Origin of the sequence: Vibrio sp. Sgm 5 (assembly GCF_026241575.1) — a bacterium.
In the GTDB taxonomy this organism is placed as follows: domain Bacteria; phylum Pseudomonadota; class Gammaproteobacteria; order Enterobacterales; family Vibrionaceae; genus Vibrio; species Vibrio jasicida.
Genome location: NZ_JAPHPY010000132.1, coordinates 1 through 764, shown reverse-complemented (window position 1 = coordinate 764; position 764 = coordinate 1). Strand labels below are relative to the sequence as shown.

Sequence of the window (764 nt, the reverse complement as noted above, 5' to 3'; positions counted from 1 at the left end):
TAACGCCCTGTTAAGGGGTGAGCAACGCAATACCGATGCCACCGCATACCACCTTAAACATTAAAACCAACGCATAGTGAAAATGCCACGCGTTGCGAATCCCTCTTGAACAGTTTGTTAGCCGCTCATTCCCAAAGGTTATTGCTTGCTCAATAGGAACTTACGCAAGTCTCTCTCAGCACGCATAACAAACAGAATAAATACTTTGTCGCCGTCTTGTTTATAGAAAACGCGGCACGGATTAACTACAACCTCACGATAACTTAGATGTTCTAGTTCAGGCGGAATACGACCCGATTCAGGGAAAGCCTCTAAGCGCTCGACTTTAGAAAAGATCGTTTGAACCAATTGTTTTGCAGCTACGATATTTTCAAGTGCGATGTATTCAGCGATATCATTGAGGTCGGATAGCGCTGGCTCAGTCCAGATTATTTCAGCCATTTTGACATTTTGTCCTTGGCTTCATCGTGACTCACCACTTTACCGTCAGCTAATGCACGTTCACCTCGTGCAATCCCTTCCAGAATCGCCAAACGATTTTGCATAAACTCGTAATCATCAACATCAACCAGATATGCCGATGGCTTACCATGTTCGGTAATTAACACTGGTTCTTTAGTGTCGTGGAGATCGGCAAGGATCTTTGTTGCTTGACGTTTGAGTGATGTAACTAGTTCTACTTTCATGAGAGCTGCTCCAAAGGAATACTAAAGTGATACTATTCTATCACTTTGAGTATAGCAAGCTCCATGACGGCTAACGCC

2 protein-coding genes are annotated in these 764 nt (G+C 43.8%); both read right to left on the bottom strand.

The window, feature by feature from the left end; genetic code table 11:
- Positions 1-138: 138 nt before the first annotated feature.
- Entirely contained in the window at positions 139-441 is a 303-nt protein-coding gene (locus tag OQJ86_RS26360) for a type II toxin-antitoxin system RelE/ParE family toxin (RefSeq protein ID WP_025527253.1), read from the bottom strand.
- Positions 429-686: a type II toxin-antitoxin system Phd/YefM family antitoxin gene (locus tag OQJ86_RS26355; RefSeq protein ID WP_005448240.1), complete on the bottom strand. Its 258-nt coding sequence runs from the start codon at positions 684-686 to the stop codon at positions 429-431. Before OQJ86_RS26355 ends, OQJ86_RS26360 begins: the two co-directional genes overlap by 13 nt.
- Between the last annotated feature and the right edge of the window lie 78 nt (positions 687-764).